This window comes from Marinobacter sediminicola (genome assembly GCF_031157525.1).
GTDB lineage: Bacteria > Pseudomonadota > Gammaproteobacteria > Pseudomonadales > Oleiphilaceae > Marinobacter > Marinobacter sediminicola.
Genome location: NZ_JAVIXR010000003.1, coordinates 40,495 through 56,996, shown reverse-complemented (window position 1 = coordinate 56,996; position 16,502 = coordinate 40,495). Strand labels below are relative to the sequence as shown.

The 16,502-nt window shown below is 54.0% G+C and carries 12 protein-coding genes; 4 read left to right on the top strand and 8 right to left on the bottom strand.

The features are described from left to right. Window position 1 precedes the first annotated feature (1 nt). From RG807_RS05230 to RG807_RS05220, 3 genes are read right to left on the bottom strand one after another with little or no spacing between them, the layout of a single operon-like run. Window positions 2–661, bottom strand: coding sequence for a c-type cytochrome (locus RG807_RS05230; RefSeq protein ID WP_309043951.1), 660 nt, complete (start codon window positions 659–661; stop codon window positions 2–4). Next, a complete protein-coding gene (locus RG807_RS05225; protein WP_309043950.1) occupies window positions 658–1,287 on the bottom strand; it encodes a cbb3-type cytochrome c oxidase subunit II in 630 nt (209 codons plus the stop codon). Before RG807_RS05225 ends, RG807_RS05230 begins: the two co-directional genes overlap by 4 nt. Next, on the bottom strand, window positions 1,284–2,900 hold the full coding sequence (locus tag RG807_RS05220; RefSeq protein ID WP_309043949.1) for a cbb3-type cytochrome c oxidase subunit I: 1,617 nt from the start codon (window positions 2,898–2,900) through the stop codon (window positions 1,284–1,286). The genes RG807_RS05225 and RG807_RS05220 overlap by 4 nt, the downstream gene beginning before the upstream one ends. Before the next feature lie 339 nt (window positions 2,901–3,239). Here RG807_RS05220 and RG807_RS05215 point away from each other — a divergent pair, with 339 nt between their 5' ends. Further along, window positions 3,240–5,618: a DUF6351 family protein gene (locus RG807_RS05215; RefSeq protein ID WP_309043948.1), complete on the top strand. Its 2,379-nt coding sequence runs from the start codon at window positions 3,240–3,242 to the stop codon at window positions 5,616–5,618. A 16-nt stretch (window positions 5,619–5,634) separates the two neighbouring features. On the opposite strand, the gene RG807_RS05210 is transcribed toward RG807_RS05215, so the two are convergent. Genes RG807_RS05210 through RG807_RS05200 form a run of 3 tightly spaced genes read right to left on the bottom strand, consistent with a single transcriptional unit; the run spans window position 5,635 to window position 11,957 of the window. Beyond that, a complete protein-coding gene (locus tag RG807_RS05210) occupies window positions 5,635–7,854 on the bottom strand; it encodes a two-component system response regulator (protein ID WP_309043947.1) in 2,220 nt (739 codons plus the stop codon). Further along, entirely contained in the window at window positions 7,805–8,716 is a 912-nt protein-coding gene (locus RG807_RS05205; RefSeq protein ID WP_309043946.1) for a GGDEF domain-containing protein, read from the bottom strand. Before RG807_RS05205 ends, RG807_RS05210 begins: the two co-directional genes overlap by 50 nt. A gap of 4 nt (window positions 8,717–8,720) precedes the next feature. Then, window positions 8,721–11,957 (bottom strand): CHASE domain-containing protein, encoded by a 3,237-nt coding sequence (locus RG807_RS05200; RefSeq protein ID WP_309043945.1) that lies wholly within the window; start codon window positions 11,955–11,957, stop codon window positions 8,721–8,723. A 131-nt stretch (window positions 11,958–12,088) separates the two neighbouring features. Between RG807_RS05200 and RG807_RS05195 the strand changes: the two genes are divergently transcribed. After that, window positions 12,089–12,325: a hypothetical protein gene (locus RG807_RS05195; protein WP_309043944.1), complete on the top strand. Its 237-nt coding sequence runs from the start codon at window positions 12,089–12,091 to the stop codon at window positions 12,323–12,325. A gap of 9 nt (window positions 12,326–12,334) precedes the next feature. Here the strand turns inward: RG807_RS05195 and RG807_RS05190 are convergent, their stop codons facing one another. Next, window positions 12,335–13,522 carry a CynX/NimT family MFS transporter gene (locus tag RG807_RS05190; protein ID WP_309043943.1) on the bottom strand — a complete coding sequence of 396 codons (1,188 nt, stop codon included), beginning with the start codon at window positions 13,520–13,522 and terminating at the stop codon, window positions 12,335–12,337. Further along, entirely contained in the window at window positions 13,515–14,576 is a 1,062-nt protein-coding gene (gene cypR, locus RG807_RS05185) for a transcriptional regulator CypR (protein ID WP_309043942.1), read from the bottom strand. Before cypR ends, RG807_RS05190 begins: the two co-directional genes overlap by 8 nt. A gap of 153 nt (window positions 14,577–14,729) precedes the next feature. Here cypR and RG807_RS05180 point away from each other — a divergent pair, with 153 nt between their 5' ends. Further along, on the top strand, window positions 14,730–15,050 hold the full coding sequence (locus tag RG807_RS05180) for a 2Fe-2S iron-sulfur cluster-binding protein (RefSeq protein ID WP_309043941.1): 321 nt from the start codon (window positions 14,730–14,732) through the stop codon (window positions 15,048–15,050). A gap of 59 nt (window positions 15,051–15,109) precedes the next feature. Beyond that, window positions 15,110–16,501, top strand: coding sequence for a cytochrome P450 (locus tag RG807_RS05175; RefSeq protein ID WP_309043940.1), 1,392 nt, complete (start codon window positions 15,110–15,112; stop codon window positions 16,499–16,501). The last annotated feature ends 1 nt before the right edge of the window (window position 16,502 follow it).

The following is a 16,502-nucleotide window of genomic DNA, read 5'->3' as shown; positions in this document are numbered from 1 at the left end:
CTCAGGGTTCCCCGAAAACCTCCTTCAGTTCCTCGGCAGACCAGTCTCCGCGGTCACCAAAACGGTCTGTGTGTTCGCTGACAGCGGAGGGGGCGATCTCGCTGGCGCTATTGCCCCATTCATTGCGGGCATAGCTCAGGACAGCAGCCAGTTCCGCATTGGAGAGAGTGCCACCGAATTTGGGCATGACGCCTTGGTAGCTATTGCCGGCAACCTCAATTTTGCCCTGCAGACCATCGTGAACGATCGCCACCGGAATAGCCGCATCCGCCACCAGCCACTCGCTATCAGCCAGTGGAGGGAAGGCACCCGGCACACCCTGCCCGTTTGCCTGATGGCAGGCGCTGCATTGTGCGCTGTAAATGGCCTTTCCGTCAGGCTTTGCAGCCGCTGTGTTACTGCCAGAATCTGAATTCCCTGACGCTTCAGCGCCTCTGGTAGCTGCAGAATTGTCGGCAGGATTTGGCTCCTGCTGCACCGTTGCCACCGCTGAGCGGCTGTCACCACCCAGCATCGGCTTGCCAATCTGCCAGGCGTAATAGCCCACGCCCCACACAATCAGTATGGCGATCCAGGCCAATACAATCTTTGGCGTGGCGCGTGTGCCTTCTTCCGGTTCGGGCGCTTCACGAAATTGAGCGCGATGGTCATGCTGGTTCATGGCGCACGGTTCTCCTTGGGCTCATCGGAATTTGGCGGTTTCTTCGGCAAAGTCGGTGCCGGGTACGTGTGGTCAAGGGCGAGCATGTACTCCGCCAAGGCCAGCGCATCTTCAGTGGCGACAATTTTCCCGGTTTCCGGGCCGTAGGGCGGTGGTATATTCACCACCTTGTCGCCTTCTGCCGGTTCCTCCACATGGCGGAAAAGGAAGGGGTAGGAAGGCATGATGCTGCCTTTGATAATGGCCCTCGGGTTGTACAGGTGCATCAACTGCCAGTCGATGCTGGGCTGGCGAGCGCCAATGTTGAACAGATCCGGGCCGGTACGCATGGTGCCCAGCAGGTGAGGTTCATCGTAGGCGTAGTCGCCGGGCACCGATGGACGACCCCATCCCCGGTCTTTGTCTCCCGGTGCGAAGCTTGGGTCTCGGGGCTGCTGGCTGTGGCAGTAGACACAGCCGTTTGCGATATAGACCTGCCGCCCACGCTGTTGTTGTTCCGTGTAAGGCTTGAGATCTGGCGGAACCTGTTCTGCAGACATTTGCAGGTAGGGCATAACCACCAGGGTAAGCGTGGCCAGCAATAGAATCAGAGCTGCGCCGACCATGATTGCAAGAGCACGTTTCATTGAGCGTTCTCCTTGGTGGCTGGGCGGAAGAGGGTCGGTTGCTCAGTGGCAGCACCGCGGCGCATCAGCATGGCGATGAAGTGGAAGGCGAACACCAGGTGCCCCAGTGTCATCAGAGCACCACCAACGGTACGGGCCTGAAGTGCGGGCAGTGTCATTTTCACTATGTCCATGAACGGCATGGCGGCATCAAGCAATGCAACGCCTTGCTTCCAACCTGCGATGGTCAGCGACACCACGTAAATCAGAATGCCAATGCTCACCAGCCAGAAGTGCAGGCTGATCAGCTTGCGCCATGGCCATTCCCAGTTCGTCAGGCGAGGCATAATGAAATACACGGCGCCAAACAGGATAAAGCTCAGGAAGGCGTACATGCCCAAATGCGCATGGGCCACGGTGTAGTGGGTGAAGTGCGTTATCACGTTGATGCTGCGAAGAGCTTCCATAGAGCCTTGAAGCGAAGCCACGGTGTACATGAGTGCACCAATCCATACAAAGCGCAGGGTTGGGGAGTCTTTCAGGCGACTGAAGTTGCCCATCATGGTGCCGTGATGGTTGATGGCAACGGTAATCACCGGGATCGACATCATCACGCTGTGAACAATTGAAAGCGTGACCAGCCAGGTCGGAATGGGGCCGCCAATCAGGTGGTGGATACCTACCTGGCTATAGAACAAGGCCAGTGACCAAAAGCCGATGAGCGATAACTGATAGGAGATAATTGGCCGGCCAAGAATTTTAGGAATCATGTAGTAGGCAATGCCGATGCCGATGGGTGTTACCCAGAGCCCAAGCACGTTATGAGCGAACCACCAGTTTACTGTAGCGCCTGAGGCCCCCGGAAAGGCAAAAGGCAGGTTGGCAATGAGGAACAGAAAGGGAAACCACACCAACGCAGCCATCAGGTACCAGCTTGTAACATATAGGTGTTCCACTTTCCGGTTGGCGGCGGTGAGTAGCAAAGGTACGGCACACAGGGCACCGCCCACTACAAACAGAATGTCGATTTGCCAGGGAAACTCCAGCCACTCCTCGCCATCAGAAAGCCCCAGCGTGATGGCGCTCAAGCCCAGAACCAGGCCGATATTCCAGATAAAGCCGCCAATAACGGCGTACTTACCGCCCACTAACGGGGTTTTGAACAATCTTGGAATCAGAAAAAGCGCTACGCCAATGCCCGCCATAGACGCCCAGCCATAAGTAACGGCGTTCAGGTGTACGGGGCGAATTCGGCCAAAGGTAAGAAACTCACTGGCCGTCAAAAATTCCGGGAGGTGCATTTTGATGGAGGATGCCAGGCCAAAAAATGAGCCCAGAAGCAACCAGAAAACCGATGAACTCAGCCAGGTGAGGACCGCTGTTCTTGAGGATTGATCAGCTGTCCAGCGTGCTTCTATGGCTGCGGTCTGCTCACTGGTGTTGCCGGTAAACGTCGGGTCTGAAGGCCGCGCAGGGTCTTCGCTGTGGCCTTCTTCACCTGGGGAGAAGATAGTGCGTGCCGCAGCCTGACCATGGCTGAACTGATTGTTGGCGATAGACCAGATCAGTAGCAGTAAACCAACCGTGGAAAGCACGAAGGTAATGATCAGGAGAATGGCGATGGTGGGCGTCATAGTTTTTCCTGTTGATGCATTACAAATACACCTTAATCAAAGCCGACAACCGAAAGCAAGTAAAGGCGGGCTTTAAAAACAGTATTTGTATTCGTTTGGAAGATAACGAGGGGTCGCACTACATTAACGCGACAGGCCTGATCGGACGATAGTTGTCATTGTTCTAAATCAAGTCTGGGTGGCTGTGTGAAGATTTACGCTATACCGGTGGTGCACTGTACCTTCGGTGAAAGGTGGACTAGTCTTGAAAAGAAAAAAACATAGCTTTTTCGTGTAGTACCAGCTTCCAGCTTCGATAAAACGCTCGGTAACAATAATAACGCCAAGAGGGTATTTTCGATGCTTACTCGCCTGATAGTGCAATCTTTAGCGATTGCCGGAATATCTGTGTTTCTGCTCAGTGGTTGTTTTGGTGGCTCCAGTAATAGTTCCTCAAGCCCGCCAGATCTTGATCTTGTCAGTCTTTCCAGCGCTCCAGACCAGATCAGTGGCGATACGGTACTGATTGGCCTGGAGGGAGACGTAGCAGCCGTTTCCAGAGAAATGAACAGCCTGAAATTCTGGCTTAATGGTGCGATGGTCACTCCGGAAGTAAGGACAGGGCGGAATGGCCCGGAGATTCTGGTAGCGGGCCTCGTTGAAGGTGAAAACCGGCTGGAGTTGCACCATAGCGAATCCGGGCCAGTGAGCGATCTGATTCTGACGGTTTATCCGGTGAGCGGCCCAATCTTTTCTGGTCCACAGCAATATCCGTTTGTATGTACCGTTACAACCGAGCTGGGGAAGCAGCCTTTGGTAGATACCGCGGGCGATGCCGGCTTCCCGGTTATGGATAGCGATGCGAACAAGATAGGTTTGAGCAAGGATTGTTCGATCGATTCCTATGTGGAGTTTGTCTATCGCACAACCGATGGTGATTGGGTGCCGCTTCCAGGTGAAGGCCCCCGGCCGGCGGACATGGCCACCACTGAACTGACCGACGGTCGCACTGTTGATTTCGTTGTTCGGCAGGAGCGAGGTACCATTAATCGGTTCATATACAGCTTTGCCACACTTGCCAATCTCGGGGATGAGCCGGATGACACATCGGCTGCAAACTGGAACGGCCGATTGCTGTTCCACTTTCAGGGCGGCGTTGCCATAGGGCATTCACAGGGCCGTGTTAGCAACAGCCGAGCGTTGCGCCCAGATGCCCTTGCGAAGGGTTATGCCATTATTTATTCCACCGGTACCAAAGCAGACACCCACTACAACCTTCAGGTGGGTGGCGAAACGGCATTGATGGTGAAGGAACACTTCATCAAGCGCTTTGGTGTGCCTGAGTACACCGTGTCCGTCGGCGGATCTGGTGGCGCTATCCAACAGTACGTCTATTCTCAGAATCATCCCGACTTGCTGGATGCAGGTATGCCCCAGTACTCCTATCCCGACATGGTCACCCAGACCATTCACATCGGTGACTGTGAGTTGCTGGAGTACTACATGGACGTAACCGATAAGGGCAATGCCAAGTGGCAGATCACCAAAAACCGCTCCTGGCTGGTGGGGTTAAATGCCACCGACGACTACCCGGATCCATTTGCGGGTGCAAAGCAAACGTTTGGGTTTAGTACGGCGCCCGGAATGACTGAGTGCATCCCGGCTTGGCGTGGGCTTACGCCTTTGGTGATGAACCCTGCGTTTGGGTATGCGGATAATCAGGAACTTATGGAGCCAGCCGGCGTGATGGGTACTGTGGAATGGTCTCATTATGACGACCTGCGAAATATCTACGGCGTTGATGAGAACGGCGACCCACGTACTCTGTACGACAACGTTGGCGTACAGTACGGCCTCGGAGCATTGGTTGATGGCAAAATCACCAAAACCGAGTTTCTCAAGCTGAACGCGCAGGTTGGCGGATGGAAACATCCTTCCGAAATGGTGCAGGAGGGCTTTCCGTTTATTGGTACGGAAGCAGACGTCTTTGCTGATCCAACCAAGTTCGACCCCTGGAGCTCCCGCAACATGAACCTGAGTGCCGATGGTACGGCGCCAGCACCTCGCACTGAGGGTGATTTGTTAGCGATTCAGGCGGCCTATGACGTTGGGATGGTCTTCGACGGCCAGCTCAATATTCCGGTTATAGATTGGAGGCACTACTTGGAGGAAGTGCTGGATATGCACAACAGTCACCAGTCCTTCTCAGTGCGCCAGCGCATCATCAACAAGATGGAAGACTCAGGTAACCAGGTAATCTGGTTTACCGACGGCAGACCAACCGACACTTCGGATGGAAACAGACCGAGGCCGGATAAAAGCTCAGACCCAACGATGGATGCGCTGGGAGTGCTGCACGACTGGCTGATGAATATGCGTGAGAATCCCGAGCTGAGTATCGCCGACAACAAGCCGGCGGCAGCGGTAGATAGCTGCTTTAAAGCGGACGGTACTCTTATCGCCAAGGGAGACAGCGTATGGAACGGCATTCTTGATGACCAGCCTGATGGCGCTTGTACTGCCGAATTCGAAACCTACACTACTTCTCGGATAGTGGCGGGTGGCCCTATCGAGGGTAGTATTTTCAAGTGCGCGCTAAAGTCGGTTGAAACAGCATTGAACGACGACACCTACGGAACCGTTTCATTCACGGAACCCGAGATTACGAGGCTGAATGAAATCTTCCCTGATGGTGTTTGCGACTACAGCCAGCCAGATCAAGGACGCCCCGCAGGCTAAATGAAACCCGGAAGAGTCAGCTCAACGGTGGCTCTTCCGGGTCCATAAACGTTTCAATAGGCTGTGGAACGCCGAAGAAGTAACCCTGTAGGCAAACGTGAGGGTGCAGAGTTGCGAGAAAATCTGCATGAATTTGGGTTTCGACACCCTCCGCAACGACGCGAGCGCCCATGGTGTCGCCAATCCTCACAACCATTGCAACGATGTTGGCGTTCATGGGCTCATTGGGAGCTAAAAGCACGAAGCTGCGATCAATTTTGACCTCGGATATAGGCAGGCGTTGCAAGCGGGATAGCGACGAATAGCCGGTTCCAAAATCATCGAGTGAGAAGGTGCACCCCAGGCTGCGCAATGCCTGCATCTTTTGGATAACGGCTTCCAGATTGTCAGCTGAAACACTTTCTGTAAGTTCCAGGGTAAGTAGCTCAGCCGGAAACCCGGACGCGGCTAACAGGTTTTCCACAGCCGCTACAAAATCATCTTCTGCGAAGTGCTTGATCGATATGTTGATGGCGCAGCGAAGCTCGGGATGAGTTCTGTGAACTTCTACCATTCTTTCCATGGATTTGCGCAGAATCCAGCGCTCGACCTTCACAATTTGCCGGGTGTTTTCCGCAAGAGGAATGAACTCGCCCGGGCCCAGTAGACCGCGTTCGGGGTGATCCCAGCGAACCAGAATCTCAAGCCCGTAAAGAACCCTCTCTGGAGACAGTTGGGGCTGCGCGTACAGCACCAGTTCATCGCGCTCTAGCGCCCGTTTCAGCTCCGATTCGATCTGTAGCTGGTGGCGAATTTGATCGCTCATGGAATCTTCAAAAATCGCGAATGGCCGATTTACCGCTTTGGCACTGCGGTGAGCGGTTTCGGCATGTTGCAGCGCGGAAGAGGGTGAGTTTGAGCTTTTAGTCGGGTATAGGGCGGCACCCACGGTAACTTCAAGGTGGACGGCAGGGTTGTCGTCAGTTTGAATAGGTTCGGTCAGACTGCTCTGGATACGATCGTACAGCCCTAATACAACTCGGTACGCGTCATCAATGGCCCACTGCTTAGGGGCCAGAACAATGCCAAATTCGTCGCCAGACAGCCTGGCTATGGAGTCGTCAGTGAACACAGCGCGGCGCAGGCGTTTGGCGAACTCTCTGATCACCAGGTCACCGCATTTAAAGCCGAAAGTTTCGTTGATATAGCGGAAATTATTGATATCCACCACGAGGACGGCGGTAGACACACTGCCACGAGTGCAGAATTTCAGCACGGTACCGAGCTGGGTCAGGAACAGAGCCCGGTTTGAAAGGCCTGTAACCGGATCGCGCCACTTCAGTTCTTCCAGCCGCTGCTCAGTCTCTTTTACACTGGATATATCATTAAACACGACAACGTAGTGCGTGACATCATTGTTGGTTGAGCGAATGGTGCTGATGGTTCGGAGTTCCGGATAGAGCTCGCCGGATTTGCGCCGGCTGTGAAGCTCGCCAGACCAGTGGTCGTGATCCGTTAGATGCTTGCAGATGCTGTCCAGGCTCAGTTGAGTATCTATATCTTTGCTCAGATTCTCGTAGCTCATATTGAGTACGTCTTTTTCGGAATACCCGGTAATGCGGGAAAAGGCAGAGTTCACTGCGATGATGGTGTTGTTGGCGTCCAAGAGGATAATGCCTTCCGAGGTTGCCATGAAGACTCTTTCGAACAGGTTATTGCCAGGCTGTCCCGAGTTGGCCAGTTTTTCAATCTGTTCTTTGAGTTCTCTATTCAGAGCCGTGATGTGAGCAAGCATTCCCGGGAGGGAAATGTGCGTGCGCACTCGGGCCCTGACGGCAGGCAAGCGGATAGGCTTGTGGATATAGTCAACGGCGCCGGCTATATACCCTTTCTCTTCTGATTTCGAGTCGCTCAGGGCTGTGATAAATATAACCGGTATATGCTGCAAATCGCGTCTGGCTTTCAGGTCGCGACACATCTGGAGCCCATCCGTTCCCGGCATCATGATGTCCAGCAGAATCAGGTGGGGTTTGTCGCCTTGCTCAAGAATGTTCATGGCTTCAGCAGCGCTGGATGCGACCACCAAGTCGTAGTCCTCGTTGAGAGCATCTGTCAGAACACGAATGTTGGTCGGTTCATCGTCAACAACCAGAATCTTTGGGTTGCTGCTTAACCCGAACAGCTCTGATCCATCTTGCGTGATAAATTCAAAGTAAGGGTCTGACACAGTTGCGCCCTCCATCTTCCTTGGCTTCATAAAGACTCCTGTCTGCGGCTTCAACCAACTCGGCGGCATTTGACAAAGATGACGGCTGAATGGCCGAGCAACCGACGGATATGGTGAAAGGCGGGCAGGTTTTCGCATACTCTGGGCGGTTCTGGAATTCGGCCCGAACGGACTGGATGAGGTTGTTTGCCGCCAGCACGGTGTTTTGCAGATCGGCCCCGGGTATAAGCGCGACAAACTCGTCACCTCCGAGGCGTGCAACCACCTCGCCAGCCCGAGCAAAACTGATATTCATGGTATCTGCGAGCTTTTGCAGGCACGCATCGCCCAAGGCATGGCCATGTTGATCATTGATCTGCTTGAAATGATCCAGGTCGACCAGTACCAGACCTACGGAGTTGTTCTGGCGCCAAGCGCGTCGCCACTCCAGATCAAGTTGTTGGTTGAACAGGCGCCTGTTGCCAACCCCGGTTAAGGGGTCAATAAGTGCTGCTTCAGCCAGCATGTCGGTTTTACGTTTAAGGTCAATGAACGTCGATACTTTGGAGCTGAGTATGGCTTTATTGAACGGTTTCAGCACATAGTCTGTTGCGCCATGCCGAAAGGCTTCCTCAATATCCTGAGTGTTATCAGAAGCGGAAATGCAGATAACAGGCACGTAGGCAAACCGTTCAGACGCCCTGAGCTCGTTGAGGAAATCGAGCCCGGAGCCATCGGGCAGGTACAGATCGAGAAGTACTATGTCTATTTCGTCAGACAGTAGCTCTTTTGCTTCTGCCAGGCTCTGGCTGATGATCAGTTCGCAGGCGTCCCCCAGAATGCCAACGAGGCTGGCAATGCCTACGGGTTCATCTTCTACGATCAGCACCGTTGGTGCGCTGTTTATACTCATCAGGTTAACTGCCCCGGCCTTCAGATTTCACCTCCGACAGTAGATCGGTGGCCTCGCTAAATTTGTAGGTTTCAAGTGCCCGGCGCAGCCGTGATGCAAGGGTAGTTTCGCCATTCTCGCACAGAAATGCCAACACCTGATCGATGTCACCGTCACTCGCAATACGGTTGCCGGCCAGTCGCTGCATCATCCGTTCAATGATCTGATTCACGGGTTCGCTTGTCATAATAGCAGCCCGCCCTGTGGATTCTGCGGCGCTGGCCATTTCAGAAAGCTGCTGAATATGCTCCATCAGAGTTGTCAGAAGCATTTCCGGCCCGAGTCCTGAGCTGTCCGATTCCGCGACCTCTTCAACTTTATCCGCGACCTTGGCTAATTCTATGTCAGCGATATTGGCCGCCGCCCCCTTAATTTTGTGAGCAATGGCCTTGGTCGCTGCCGGATCGTTTTGCTCCACGCAGTGCTCCAGAGCAGCGGTCATCTCTGTGGAGCTAGCCAGGAAGCTGCGCAGGCACCGGTTGAACAGGCCGGGGTCGGCTCCGAATAGGGTCTGGTACTCAGATCGGGATATAAAATCAGGCAGTTGGGCATTGGATGTTTGTTCCGGCGGTTTTGCCTCCCGTGCCGGGGAAGAAGATTCGCCGCTAGCGGCATGGTCTTTGAAAAAGGCTTGCAGCAACCTTTGAATGTCTCCGGGAAGAACAGGTTTGGTCAGGTAGTCGTCCATACCCGCGCTGTACGCGCTGCTGCGGTCATGTTCGGATATTGAAGCAGAAAGCGCGGCTATGATCGGTTGGCTGATACCCTCATGGGCTCGAATCTGGCGGGTAATGTCCTGTCCTGTTTCACCGTCCAGATGAAGATCCATCAGAACTAGATTGAATGGGCGGCTTTCCAGGCACTGCATGGCGTCGGCGCCGTTATGGACAGACTCGGATTGCACACCAAACGAGCTAAGATAGCTTGCAACGATTTCGCAATTGAGTTGCACGTCATCCACAATCAGTACCCTCAGATTGTGAAATAAGGGACGAGGAGACGATGAGAGCGTGTGTTCTTCCAACTGCTTTGGCGCGAGATGCTCGAATAGCTTGGAGGGAGTTAGAGGTTCATAGGCTGTGCGGCCGCCGGCATCCTGAAACTCAATCATCCAGTTTTGCTTGAAGCCGGCGGGTACAACCACCAGAAGCCCTTTTATTTGGTATTGCTCTGGTGTCGCCAACAGTTCCTGTACAAATCCTTTGGCGATCTCTGTTTCTAGATCGTCCATATCGACGATCACCATTGACGGCTTGGCACTCCCTTCGCCAGGCCCCGCTGCCAATATGGACTTGATCTCATTCAGGGATGCGGCTTTCGTCAGCTCCAGAGACCAGTGTTCGCGGTAGGCTTCCAGCAGGGAAAGGTTGTGGTTCATGCCATAGTGATAGACTTGAATCGGGCTTGTAACACGGCGGGTGCCGATGCTCTTCTCATTCTCGGCCAGAGCGACCGGGATCATCAGGGTAAACTTGGAACCCTGGTTTTCGGCGCTTTCCAGGCTGAGCGTCGCGCCCATGAGTTTTGCGAGATGGTTGCTGATTGCCAAGCCAAGGCCCGAGCCGCCGAATACGCGGCTGGTGGATTCATCGGCTTGACGAAAGTTCTCGAAAACCCGCTGTTGGTCCTCTTCCCTGATCCCTATGCCGGTATCTTTCACGGTAATTTTGAGAACGCCGTGGGTCTCGTCTGTGCTGCTAAATCCGATGCTCACACTCACGCTACCTTCCTGGGTGAACTTGATAGCGTTCCCCACCAGGTTGGTGCAAATCTGAGAAATTCGCATGAGGTCGCCTGTGACACACCTGGGTGTGGACGGCGCAATGTTTACCCTTAGTTTCAGCCCTTTCTCTTCTGCAGTGATGGCGAACAACTCAACGCTGCGTTGAACCAGCGCTTCGATTTCAAACGGCTGATAATCCAGTTCGATATGGTCTGCTTCAATTCTGGACAGATCCAGAATGTCATTCAAAAGCTGCAACAACACCTCGGAGGCTAAGAATGCTTTGCTTACCAGGCGGCGGGAGTAGTCGTTGAGGCAGGCCTCTTTCAAAAGCACCAGCATGCCGATAATGGCGTTCATTGGCGTACGGATTTCATGGCTCATGTTGGCCAGGAATGCCGTTTTCACCTTAACGGCAGATTCGGCTTCCTGCTTCTGCATGTTCAGCTCAGCCGTCTTCTCAATAACTTCCTGTTCGGCCCGACGCTTGGCGTTGGAAAGCAGGAGGAAGGCTGCCAGTATGAGCCCGTTGATGATCAGACCGCTCACCAGAATGGCTGCGGGCTGCCTGCTTACGTTGTACTTTTCGAAAAGCCGGGTTGTCTGTACCTCAAATTGCCATTCCCGCCCATAGATATCGAGAGAGTAGGAGGTCTGGAACATGGGTGAGGTGTCGTAGTTATTCTCCGCTGTTTCACTGAACTCGCTGTAAAGCAGGTGATCGCCATCACTGATTTGAAAGTGCAACAGTCGGTTCGTGTTTGCCAGGGTGCCCCCCATAAGTCGGGAAACAAGAAAGGGCGCGTACACAAGGCCAAGGAAGTCAGCTTCCCTGTTGTCTTGTTGTTGCACGCCCAGGGTGCGATAGAAGGGATGGAAAAACAGAAAACCTGGCTTCTTCTCATCGTCCTGAACCAGCGCTATGGGTCCGGTAATTTGCGTTTCGCCTGTGCGCATCGCTTTCTGGGCCGCAGTGAAGCGGTTTGATTCGTGAGCCATATCAAGGCCAATGGCGGCTTCGTTCCCGGCGAGAGGTTCAAGGTAGGTGATGGGCCAATAGTCCGAACCTGTGTGAGGCGGGTGAACACGAAAGTCCGGACGTTCTATCCGCTCTTCTGCAAGGTAGGCTTCAAGGTTGCTTTCCGGCACCCTTTTGATAACGCCAATGCCGCGAACCCCCGGCAATCGGTCTTGCACTGCAAGAACCTCTGCAAATTTCCGCCACTGGGTGAGCGAGAGAGCATTGTTGTTTGCGCGGATTACGCCTGCCCCGGAAATCAACGCAAACTCGTATTTTTGCATCCGGTCCATTAACAGTTCATTGAGCTGTTCAACCCGTTGTTCAAACTGGTCTTCAGCCCTGGCATCGGCAATCTGTGAAGAGATCTGCCAGGCTGACACGGTCAGCAGAAAGGAAAGGCAGATGACTATCCAGTGCAGTTTGGTTATTTGGGCTGCGGCGTCCCGGATCTTTCCCATATAATGATCTGTTGAGCGGTGAGTTTGAGTACCAAGAATCAGGTTAGCTGAGGTCTCCGGGAAGTACTAGTAAGACAAACAGTTAGGGGATCTGGATGTGAGCCTGTTTCGGTGTGAAATAGAGGAAGCTTATGGGCCCTGAAGAGTGGCAGCAGGTTTTGGAGGTGATTCCGGATGTGCGAGATGGTCTGACACGCACAGAGAGGCTTATTCTGTACCTGATCCATGAGACCCAGAAAGAGCGGAACGGGCGGAACGTTCCAACCGTTATGCTTTATGGGCGGGTGTTGGAGTATGTCGATATGAGCGAAGCCGAACTGCATGTGTACCTCGACCGTCTCGGCGTGCGAGGTGATGGCACGCAATAGCGCCTCTATCTATTGATCAAGCACGTACCGCTGCCGGCCGGCACCCAGCCCGGCAATAAGAGCACCGAGCGCAATCAGGCCAAGGACGCCGCCGGCAACATTCCAGCTGTCGAATTGTTCGTGCAAAATTCCCATCAGCAAAGGGCCAATTGCAGCCATGGTGTAGCCCAGGCTCTGGGCCATTCCCGACAGGCGGGCAGCGGTTTGGGCGTCTCGTGCTCTGACCGCCAGGAGGGTAAGGGCAATACTGAAGGAGCCGCCTTGGCCCAGTCCCAGCACCGCTACCCATAACCAGGCACTCTCAATGGGCGCGTAGATACTGCCACCAAGCCCCATCGCCGTCGCAAGCATAACCAACATAATCATACAGCGCTGATCGCGCATTTTGCTGGCAATCCATGGCGCGGCAATGGCTGCGGGTACCTGCACCATAATGGAAACCGACAGGGCCAGACCGGCCTGAACCGGCTCTACGCCCCGGTCTTGCAGGATGGTTGGTAGCCAGCCGAATACCGTGTAGGCGAGGGAGGACTGCAGGCCCATGAAAAGCGCTATTTGCCAGGCCAGCTTGTCTTTGAACAGTGATTTTTCGGCAGCGGGTAATTCGGTGGGCACGTACTTGCTGCCGAGTTGGAACCACCAGACAAGTGCCGCAATAACGGCAGGTATGGCCCAGATAGCCAGAGCAGGCTGCCAGTTGCCATCAAAAACCATGCGTAGTGGCTCGGTAGAACCAGCCGCTATGGCGGCACCTGCGCACAACGTGGCAGTGTATATGCCGGTCATCAGGCTGGCGGATTCGGGGAAGTCGCGCTTCACGATCCCCGGCAGCAAAACACTTATAATGCCGATGCAGCCGCCGGCCACTGCCGTGCCCAGAAACAAGCCACTTACCCCCAGATAGGGGCGCGCAACAATGGCCAGGCCCAGAGTAATGAGAACCAGCAACACGGAGCGCTCCATTCCGAGTTTACGCGCTGCACGGGGCGCAATGGGCGCTGCCAGGCCCAGCAGTAATACCGGGAGGGTTGTGAGTACGCCTTGGCCAACAGACGACAGCGGCAGGCTATCGCCAATAGTCTTCAAAATCGGCCCAACGCTGGTCAGCGCTGGCCTCAGGTTGAGGGCGACCAGCATCATGCCTACAAACATCATTATGGCGTTTCGGGCTTGCTGGGGGCGGGGTTTGTTAATCATGAGGTTGGGATCTTGCCTGCTTTCGGTACTGATCCGGCGTTAGCTGAAACCAGCGTTTGAAGGCCCGCCGAAAATTGGAGCTGTCATGGTAGCTGAGGACGGCCGCAATCGCATCCACCGACATAGTGCTGCTGCGCAGATAACTACTGGCCTGCTGCGACAGTATCTCATCGCGAATGCTCCGAAAGCTGCGACCCTCCAGTTCCAGCCTTCGAGCCAGGGTGCGCTTGCTGATGAACATCATGGCTGCCGCTTCTTCTTCGCTGAGCACCCCCGGAGGCTGCGAAAGCATCAGTTTTTGCAGGCGGTGGGTCCAGTTGTTGGTTTTGAGCGGTAGTTTCTGCAGCATTGATTGGCACTGTCGCAGTGCCAGTGAATAGTTTTCATTATTTGCCGCAGCGTTTGGGATATCGCACAGATGTGCTGGGATCTTCAGTACCAACTCCGGAGAAGAAAACTCTACGCCACCAGGCAGGAATTCAGCATAACACTGGCTGTAATCAGGCTCCGCAAAGGAGAAACAGGTGCGCGCGCCTTCAACTGGTTGCCCGATAATGAACTCTGCACACTGAAAAAGAATGGATGCGTAGGCTTCCGAAATAACCCGGTGCACATCCGCATCAAGCGCCATATCAAAGTAGCAATAGCACTCCCAGTAGTACTCGCTGCGCTTCAACTCCAGGTGGGAAAAGTCGGCTCGGGTGGGAAGGTAAGTCTCGAAAGCCTTAAGCGCGATCAACAGATTGGGGCTACTGCTGGCCAGAAAACCCATGGCTCCGTGGGTGGTTGGCGTCAGGCATTGCCCAATGCGCAAGCCGAATAGCTCATCGTCAGTCATCCGCAAGGCGTTTTGCAGTATCTGCATTTGCTGGCTGGATGTGAGCAGGGAGTCGTCCTGCATCAGCTGATTCACTGAGAGGCCCGTCTGCATGAGTAGAGTGGGCAGCTCCCTTGCTTGCAGGCCCAATACCCGGGCGATCAGGCGAGAATAATTCGGGGGAATGCAGGCCGCATTTACACTCGTTCGGCCTGTGGCCTGCACTTCTTTCTTCATGCTTCTGCGCCTTCCTGATCAGTGCCTGACAAGCACAGTGTCTTTAAATGACCCTGCAATGTCAAAAAATGACCTCCTGTAGGGGGCAATGATTGCCTAGTCTGGAGTGACCAACCACAAGATACCTTGTGTGCCGATTTTCAGGAGCGCTATATGGGCAGTATTACATTCATCGAACACGACGGTGCAGAACACGCTGTTGAAATAGAAACGGGTAAATCCCTGATGCAGATTGCCATGGATAACGGCGTGCCTGGCATCGATGCAGACTGCGGCGGTGAGGCGGCCTGTGGCACCTGCCACGTGATCGTAGATGGCAACTGGATTTCAGCCACAGGCAAGGCCGGCGATGAGGAATTGCAGATGTTGGATATGACACCGGATCGAGCGCCCACCTCCCGGTTGGCCTGTCAGATCATCGCAACGGATGCGATGGATGGACTGGTTGCGCGTTTGCCTGAGTTTCAGATGTAACCGGCGCTAGACACTCCCCCACCTCCAAAAAAGACAATAACCGCAAGGATGGACGCATTATGAATTTCGTTAATCTGGTTGCCGAGAAGGGCGCTGCTTTTATACCCGTGCCCATGCAAATCAAAGCCGCCCATTTTGTTTACAAGGCCAAAACCAGGCTGGGCATATACAAAGAATTTCCCGAATTCGTGGAAGCGCCCATTCCGGATGTATCAACGCTGGCGATAGAAGACATAGATGTCAGCAATCCTTTTTTGTATCGGCAAGATCGTTGGGAGTCGTACTTCAAGCGTTTGCGGGATGAATGCCCGGTGCATTACCAGAAGAACAGCGCATTCGGCCCCTTCTGGTCGGTTACACGCTATGACGACATTCTGTTTGTGGACAAAAACCACAAGTTGTTTTCCTCAGAGCCTTTTATCGTGATCGGCCAAGCACCGGACGAGCTCGCGGTGGAAATGTTCATCGCCATGGACCCACCCAAACACGATATTCAGCGGGCGGCGGTGCAAGGTGCTGTCGCGCCTAAGAACCTGAAAGAGATGGAAGGGTTGATTCGTGAACGCACCCGGGACGTTCTGGATAAACTTCCGCTGAACAGGCCCTTCAACTGGGTGGAAGAGGTTTCCATTGAGCTGACCTCAAGAATGCTGGCAACTCTGTTGGACTTTCCTTATGAAAATCGCCGCAAGCTCGTTTACTGGTCTGATCTGGCAGGTGGAGGCACTGAATCCACCGGTGGTTTGAACGATTCGGATGAACTGTTCCGCGGCATGGTGGATATGTCCCGGCATTTTTCACGCCTGTGGTATGACAAAAAAGCGAGAGCGGCAGCCGGGGAAGAAGCTGGCTTTGATTTGATCACCCTGTTGCAAAGCAACGATGAAACCAAAGATTTGATCAACAGGCCGTTGGAGTTTCTGGGCAATCTGGCGTTGTTGATCGTAGGTGGCAACGATACGACCCGTAACTCCATGACCGGTGGTGTGTTTGCACTGAATCGGTTCCCGGATGAGTTCACCAAACTCAAAAATGACCCAAGCCTGATTACGAATATGGTGTCAGAAATCATCCGCTGGCAAACCCCCCTCGCGCACATGCGCCGTGTTGCAACACAAGATGTAGAACTGAACGGCCAGACCATAAAGAAAGGCGACAAGGTAGTGATGTGGTACGCCTCCGGCAACCGCGACGAGCGCGCTATCGATCAGCCAGAAAAGTTCATTATTGATCGCAAAAATGCCCGCAACCACCTGTCTTTCGGCTTTGGTGTGCACCGCTGCATGGGCAACCGTTTGGCCGAGTTGCAGTTGCGTATTTTGTGGGAAGAACTGCTGGCGCGCTTTGACAGGATTGAAGTGATTGGCGATCCGGAATACGTGCAATCCAACTTCGTGCGCGGTTATTCAAAGATGATCGTCAAGCTCACAGCCAAACCCTCGGAGGCGTGAG